We start from the raw sequence: 7,171 nt of genomic DNA, 5'->3' as shown, positions 1-7,171 counted from the left end.
ATCCCGGTCGCTCCATGCCGCAGAGGCCTGGTGTCAGGAGCCGGTCTTGCTTCAGCCGGTAGCGTGACCTGCGCCCACTGAACCGGCTGCTTGCTCGGCCCCCGCAGCCCGCTCAACCGACACGATCGCGCCGCGTGGTCCGTGGGCGCGCAAGGCGTCCAGATCGAGCACCGTGATGCGCGAACGGGCCACCCGGATCAGCCCTTCGCGTTCGAATTCCCGCAACTCCACGTTGACGCTCTGGCGCGTGGCACCGAGGAGGTCGGCCAGGTCGGATTGCGGCGTGTCCAGTTCAATGTGCCATTCCTGTCCAGTCTCGCGGCCATGGCTGCCGACCAGTGTGTGCAACAGCTTGGCAAGGCGCTGGCGCAATGGCAGTACGTTGCTTTCGGCCAAACCGTCGTAGAGGCGCCGGATCCGGTCCGCAAACTGGATCTCGAAAGCCTGGCGAACCGATGTGTCGATTTGCCGCCGCTTGCGAACCGCATCGACCGGCATCAGCATCAGGACGCTGGCCACGTGGGCGACCGTGTCGTGCGGGATCGGGCCGCCGTCGACACAGGGAAGAAAGCCCAGGACCATTCCCGGATAGGTGAAAGCCACCAGGTGGCGCCGGCCCTCGCCCACCTGCCGGCCTGCTTCCAGCACGCCGTCGACGACCATCACCAGATCTTCGAGCTGTTCGCCATAGCGATGCACCGTCGCGCCACGTGCGACGTTCACGAGTCTCGCGCGCTCCAGCAAGGCGTCGATGGAATCCGCGGGACAGCGGTCGAAACCCGGCTCGCGCATCAGCAGCGACCGCGCCAGCGGCCAGTACGAATCCAGACCTTTGCGAACTGTCGTCATGCCGACAGAACTGTATCGGGACTGTGTCCGCTTGGGCAGAGGGAAACCTAGCATCACCTCACCCCCGAAAAAGCGGTGCCAGCAAGCAGCCGGCGCCCCCGATCAACAGGAGACAAGAGACCCCATGAACACGACAGACTGCGCCACCGATTGGCGTGAAGACCACGCCTATCTTCTCGGAATGCAGGCCTACGCCTACGGCTTTCCGGCACTCCACTATGCCAAGCTGCGATTCGGCATGGTCATGCGACCGCAGGGTGCAATCGACACGCCGCTCAACACCTTCTTCCACATCCCGGTGCTGGCGGATCACACCATGCAGTACGGCGGCTCGCCCTACCGCGACGGCCTCTATTCCCTCGCCTGGGTCGACTTGTCCCGGGGGCCCGTGGTGCTTGAGGCGCCGGCCTGCGGCGATCGCTATGTGACGATCCAGCTGGCGGAGTTCTATTCGGACCTGCTCGGCTATGTGGGCGGCAACGTCAACGACGGCAAGGCCCAGACCTGCCTGATCGTGCCGCCGGGCTGGGAGGGCCGGGACGAAGCGTTGCCCGCCGGCATCGACACCGTCATGCGCTCGACCACGCCGGGCGTCTTCACCATCGCCCGGGTGTCGACGCCCGGCGGCGAAGACCTTGCCGCCGCGCGCGCCATCCAGGCGAAGTGCAAGCTGACGCCGCTGTCGAACTGGCTGGCCGGCACCGAACCGGAAGCCCGGCGCGAGGTGCTCGTGCCCACGGCGCCGAATCTTCCGCTCGGCGACTTCCACACGATGCATGCCGCCATGTGCGAGAACCCGCCGCCGGCCAGCCACGAGGTGCTGATGCGCCAGTTCGGCCGCATCGGCCTGGGTCCCTACGCCCGTGCGCCGCTGAACGAGCTCGACGAAGCCACCCGGCGCGGCCTGGCCCGCGTTCTCCAGGACGGCCCGGCACTGCTGGCCAAGGTCGCCAAGGCCGGTGGCGACACCCCCGTGGTCAACACCTGGTTCTGGGGCGACAAGAACTGGGGCCGCATGGCCAGCGTGGGCGACTACGTGGGCCGCGCCTCGCCGCAGGCTTTCTCGGGCATCGTCGAGCACTGGATCGAGCAATCGACCAAGCTGCGCACCTTCACCGATGCGGACGGCCAGGAGCTGAGCGGCGAGCACCGCTACCTGCTGCGCTTCGAGCGCGACCAGATCCCCAAGGCGAAGGCCTTCTGGTCGATCACGCTGTACGACGGTCGCTTCTGCCTGGTCGACAACCCCATCGGCCGCTACTCGCTGGCCAGCAACACGGACGGCCTCAAGTACGGCGCCGACGGCTCGCTGGAAATCCTGATGCAGAACGAGCAACCGCAAGACGAAGGCAACGCCAACTGGCTGCCGACGCCCAAGGGCGAGTTCAACCTGTTCCTGCGCACCTACTTGCCCGGCCCTGACATGCTGGACCAGAGCTACGTGCCGCCGGCGATCAAGCGCCTCTGACGCGCCACCGCCCGACCCTCACGACAAACACACAAAGAGAGACAAGAAAGTGATCACTCAAAACTACCGCCCGGCGCGCGCATGGAGCATCGCGACCATGCTGACCGTGTTCATCCTGGTGAACTTCGCCGACAAGATCGTGCTGGGCCTGGTGGCCGTGCCGATGATGGAGGACCTGAAGCTCTCGCCCAGCGAGTTCGGCCTCATCGGCAGCAGCTTCTTCTGGCTGTTCGCCATCTCGGGCATCGTCGGCGGCTTCCTGGCCGACCGGCTCTCCACCAAGTGGATGCTGCTCGTCATGGCGTTGTCATGGTCGGCGTTCCAGTTGCCGATCGCGCTGAGCTCGTCGATGGGCATCATCATCTTCGCCCGCGTGATGCTGGGCGCCGGCGAGGGCCCGGCCTGGCCAGTCGCCATCCATGCCGCCTACAAGTGGTTCCCCGACAACAAGCGCAACCTGCCGGTCGCCCTGTTCTCGCAGGGCGGCGCCATCGGCCTGCTGGTCGCCGGCATGACCGTGCCGCTGATCACCGCCAAATACGGCTGGCGCATGAGCTTCTATGTGCTCGCCGCCGTGGGCGTGGCCTGGGCGCTGGTCTGGCTGGTCGTGGGCGCCGAGGGCAAGCTCGACGTGAAGGACCCGGCCGCCGAGGCCAGGGCCAAGGCCACCGAAGCGCCGCTCGGCCGCGTGCTGAAGGACCCCACGGTGTACGGCAACTTCCTGCTGCACTTCGTCGGCTACTGGGGCCTGTCCGCGTCGCTGACCTGGTTGCCTGCCTACTTCCAGAAGGGACTGGGCTACGACAACATCGCGTCCGGCCGCCTCTACGGCGTCGTGGTGGCCGTGAGCATTCCGCTGGTGCTCGCGATCTCGATCTGGTCGCAACGCCTCTTGAACAAGGGCTGGAGTTCACGCGATGCCCGCGGCCGATTCGCCAGCATCACCTTGATCGTGGCCGGCGTCCTGATGGCCATGATGATGCTCGAGGGACCAAGCAACGCCATGCGCATCGGCTTCTTCGCCGTGGCCTTCGGTCTCACCACCGCCATCTACTCGCTCGGCCCGGCCATGCTGGCTCAGGTCACCCCGACATCGCGCCGCGGCGCCGTGCTGGCCATCGACAACTCCATCGCTTCGCTGGCCGGTGTGCTGGCACCCGCCGTGTCGGGCAAGTTGATCCAGTCCGCTGCCGGCGCCGCCGGGTTCGAACTCGGCTTCGCCCTCACCGGCATCTTGATGATCGCCGGCGGCGTCATCGGATTCTTCATCGTGAACCCCGAGGGCTCGGCCGCCAGGCTGCTTCGCCCCGCCCCTGCGCCCGCCCCGGCATTCGCCCACTGAACAAACTGAACAAACACAAAGGACACAACATCATGAACGCAACTCTCTCCCCCTACATGGGCGCCCCGGTCGACGTCGTCACCAACCCGCGCGGCGCAATCGTCAACGCCAGCTTCGCCAAGCACGCCGAGCAGTTCGAGCGCAAGGCCCACGAGGTCGCCAAGGGCGTCTGGTGCCACGTCGGCGCGTGCCTGGGCAACAGCACGATGATCGAAGGCAAGACCGGCATGATCGTGGTCGACACCGCCGACTGCATCGAGCAGGCCGTGATGCAGCGTGATGACCTGATGGCCGTCTGCGACAAGCCGCTCAGCGCCCTGGTCTACACCCACGCCCACTACATCTTCGGCTCGCGCGCCTGGTCGCCGGTCGAGGACGACGGCAAGCTGCCCGTGTGGGCCCACCCCGACCTGATGCGCAACATGGGTCGCCTGGTCGGCGACCTGTCGCCCTTCATGATGCGCCGCGTGGCCATCCAGTTCGGCCTGCACCTGCCGGTGGACGGCGCCGACTCGATGCCACACATGGGCCTGGGCCCCTTCTTCTACGAGCTGGACAAGTACAAGCCCACCACCGGCTTCGTGCGCCCGACGCACACGACCACCGACGGCATGGCCACCGAGATCGACGGCGTGAAGTTCGAGTTCTTCCACACCTGGGGCGACACCGACGACACGCTGCTGATCTGGCTGCCCGAGACGCGCACCGTGATCAACAACATCGCCTGGCCGGCCATGTTCAACATCTACACGCTGCGCGGCGAGGTGTTCCGCAACCCGATCGAACTGCTGCGCGGCCTGGACAAGATCCTGGAGCTGCAACCCGAGCACCTCATCGGCGTGCATGGCATCCCGATCAGCGGGCGCGAGGAAATCGCCAAGGCCATCACCGAGTACCGCGACACCATCCAGTACATCTACGACCAGACCATCGGCGGCATCAACCGCGGCCTGTCGCCGGACGAACTGGTGCAGACCATCCGCATGCCCGAGTCGCTCGCCAACGGCCGCCTCACCGGCCAGCACTACGGCGAACTGCCCTACCACGTGCGCCAGGTGTATGCCGGCATGGTCGGCTGGTTCGGCAAGGACACGGTCGACCTGCATCCTGTCGCGGAGGCCGAGGAAGCGCGCCGCATCGTCGCGCTGGCCGGTGGCGAAGATTCCTTCATGACCTCTGCGAAGGCCGCCATGGACAAGCGCGAATTCGCCTGGGTCGCGCAGATGGCGACCTGGGGCCTGAAGGTCGACGGCCCCCGCGCCGCGGAATTCCGCCAACTGAAGGCTGATGCCCTGCGCGCCATGGCGCAAGCCACCACGGCCGCCAACACGCGCAGCTGGTACCTGACCCAGGCACGTGAACTGGAAGGCCATTGCGACACCACGGTCACGCCGTTCAAGATCATCAACGCCGGCATGGTCAAGCAGATGCCGCCGCGCACCTATGTGAATGGCCTGCGCTTCAGCCTGCCGGCCTCGCTCAGCGCCAACGGCCAGAAGGTGCTGCACGTGAACTTTACGCAGCCCGACAACGACTACACGCTGGTGCTGCGCAACGGCGTGGTCGTCATCACCGACGCCGCGCCGTCCAACGGCGTCAAGGTCGATGCAACCATCAGCATGAGCTTCGACGCATGGGCCAGGCTGATCGGGCGCGAAGCCGCCGGCAGCGAACTGCTGGCCAAGGGCGACGTCAAGGCAACCGGCGACGAGGCGGTCATCGGCGCCGTGCTCGGCACCACTTCCCGTTGAGCGCGAGGCACAGGCATGTCTTCAAACGCAAGCCGCGGGCGGCATGACAAGTCCGCCCTCATCGGCGCGATCGAGGAAGCATGCCTGCGCAGCGTCGGCTTCTCCGATGTATCCAACTTCCGGAAGGCATTCAGGAATTGGACCGGCCAGTCGGCTTCCCACCATCGACGCGGCTTGCCCGACGCACCGGTGACCACGACCCACCGGCGCCAGCGCACTTCCACCACCCATCCAAACCTATTCGATTCCCATGAACATCGCACATCCACCCTCCGCGACTGAAGCCAACGAGCGCGTCGCCCGGATCTTCACCTTGCAGCAAGCGGCATTCCTCGCCGCCCCCTCGCCGAGCGCGAACGAGCGCCTGGACCGCCTCAAGACGCTCAAGCGCCAACTGCAGCGCTACCAGGACGTGCTCGCAGAGGCCATGAGCCGGGACTTTGGCCATCGCTCGCACGCCGAGTCGAAGATGCTCGATCTGCTGGGCGTGATGCTGGAACTCAACCACGCCATCTCGCACCTGCGGCGCTGGATGAAGCCCAGCCGCCGCTCGACCGAATTGCTGTTCCTGAGCAACAGCGTGAAGGTCGTGTACCAGCCCAAGGGCGTCGTCGGCGTGATCACGCCGTGGAACTTCCCGATCTACCTGTCGGTGGGGCCGGCCATCGCGGCGCTGGCCGCCGGCAACCGCGTGATGATCAAGATGCCCGAGGCCACGCCGGCCACCAACGCGGTGCTCAAGACCCTGCTCGCCGAAGTCTTCGAGGAAGACCTGGTGGCGGTGGTAGGCGAAGAACTGCTCGACCCCAACGTCTTCACGTCGCAGCCCTTCAACCACATCGTCTTCACCGGCTCGCCGGCCGTGGGCAAGATCGTGATGCGCACCGCCGCCGCGAACCTGACGCCGGTCACGCTCGAACTGGGCGGCAAGTCGCCCGCGGTCGTGACGCGCAACTACCCCGTCGCCGATGCCGCCAAGCGCATCACGCACGGCAAGGCCACCAATGCCGGGCAGATCTGCGTATCGCCCGACTACGCGCTCGTGCCGCGCGAACGCGTCGACGAATTCATCGCCGGCGTGCGCAAGACCTTCCAGGGCTTCTTCAAGGGCAAGACCGCGGGCAACGCGGACTACACCGAGATCGTCGACGACCGCCAGTTCCAGCGCATCCAGCGGCTGCTCGACGATGCCCGGGCCAAGGGCGCGCACATCGAATCCTGCGGACCGGCGCCGGTCGGCAAGAGCCGCGCACTGCCGCTGCAGATCATCACCAACCTGCGGCCCGACATGCTGGTGATGACGGAAGAGCTGTTCGGCCCACTGCTGCCCGTCGTGCCCTACGACACGATGGACGAAGCCATCCACTACATCAACGAGCGCGAGCGGCCGCTGGCGCTGTACTGCTTCAGCCACGACAGCGCCGAGCGCGACAAGCTGCTCACCCGCACGCACTCGGGTGGCGTGGCGGTCAACGACTGGGGCTGGCATGTGGTCAACCACGATGCGCCCTTCGGCGGCATCGGCAATTCGGGGATGGGCAACTACCACGGCGAGGAAGGCTTTCGCGAGCTGTCGCACGGCAAGACGGTGTTCAAGCGCCATCGCTTCTTCCCGATCGACCTGTTCTACCCGCCGTACGGCACCTTTGTCCAACGCCTTGCCCTCAACTTCTACCTGGGCAGCGGCGATCCCGTGCTGGCCGGCGGCACCTCCGCCGTCACGGCCGCACCCGCGCGCGCAGTGCCCCAACATCACTGAAA

General features: G+C 66.4%; 5 protein-coding genes. 4 read left to right on the top strand and 1 reads right to left on the bottom strand.

Annotated elements, in window-relative coordinates; translation table 11 throughout:
- Positions 1 to 51: 51 nt before the first annotated feature.
- Positions 52 to 903, bottom strand: a complete 852-nt coding sequence (locus tag HCU76_RS28930) for a Crp/Fnr family transcriptional regulator (protein WP_256354549.1) — start codon at positions 901 to 903, stop codon at positions 52 to 54.
- A 70-nt stretch (positions 904 to 973) separates the two neighbouring features.
- Between HCU76_RS28930 and HCU76_RS28925 the strand changes: the two genes are divergently transcribed.
- From HCU76_RS28925 to HCU76_RS28910, 4 genes are all read left to right on the top strand, one after another.
- On the top strand, positions 974 to 2,317 hold the full coding sequence (locus HCU76_RS28925; RefSeq protein ID WP_213958182.1) for a DUF1254 domain-containing protein: 1,344 nt from the start codon (positions 974 to 976) through the stop codon (positions 2,315 to 2,317).
- A gap of 49 nt (positions 2,318 to 2,366) precedes the next feature.
- Positions 2,367 to 3,659, top strand: a complete 1,293-nt coding sequence (locus tag HCU76_RS28920) for an MFS transporter (protein WP_345944771.1) — start codon at positions 2,367 to 2,369, stop codon at positions 3,657 to 3,659.
- A 32-nt stretch (positions 3,660 to 3,691) separates the two neighbouring features.
- Positions 3,692 to 5,410 (top strand): alkyl sulfatase dimerization domain-containing protein, encoded by a 1,719-nt coding sequence (locus tag HCU76_RS28915; RefSeq protein WP_213958183.1) that lies wholly within the window; start codon positions 3,692 to 3,694, stop codon positions 5,408 to 5,410.
- A 250-nt stretch (positions 5,411 to 5,660) separates the two neighbouring features.
- On the top strand, positions 5,661 to 7,169 hold the full coding sequence (locus HCU76_RS28910) for a coniferyl aldehyde dehydrogenase (protein WP_218511216.1): 1,509 nt from the start codon (positions 5,661 to 5,663) through the stop codon (positions 7,167 to 7,169).
- The last annotated feature ends 2 nt before the right edge of the window (positions 7,170 to 7,171 follow it).

This window comes from Variovorax sp. dw_308 (genome assembly GCF_019207085.1).
Classification (GTDB): Bacteria; Pseudomonadota; Gammaproteobacteria; order Burkholderiales; family Burkholderiaceae_C; genus Variovorax.
This window is presented reverse-complemented; position numbering and strand designations above follow the sequence as displayed.

Coding starts and splice junctions, on each gene's coding strand:
- HCU76_RS28930 (WP_256354549.1), bottom strand. CDS start 903: ATGCTAGGTTTCCCTCTGCCCAAGCGGACACAGTCCCGATACAGTTCT.
- HCU76_RS28925 (WP_213958182.1), top strand. CDS start 974: ATGAACACGACAGACTGCGCCACCGATTGGCGTGAAGACCACGCCTAT.
- HCU76_RS28915 (WP_213958183.1), top strand. CDS start 3,692: ATGAACGCAACTCTCTCCCCCTACATGGGCGCCCCGGTCGACGTCGTC.
- HCU76_RS28910 (WP_218511216.1), top strand. CDS start 5,661: ATGAACATCGCACATCCACCCTCCGCGACTGAAGCCAACGAGCGCGTC.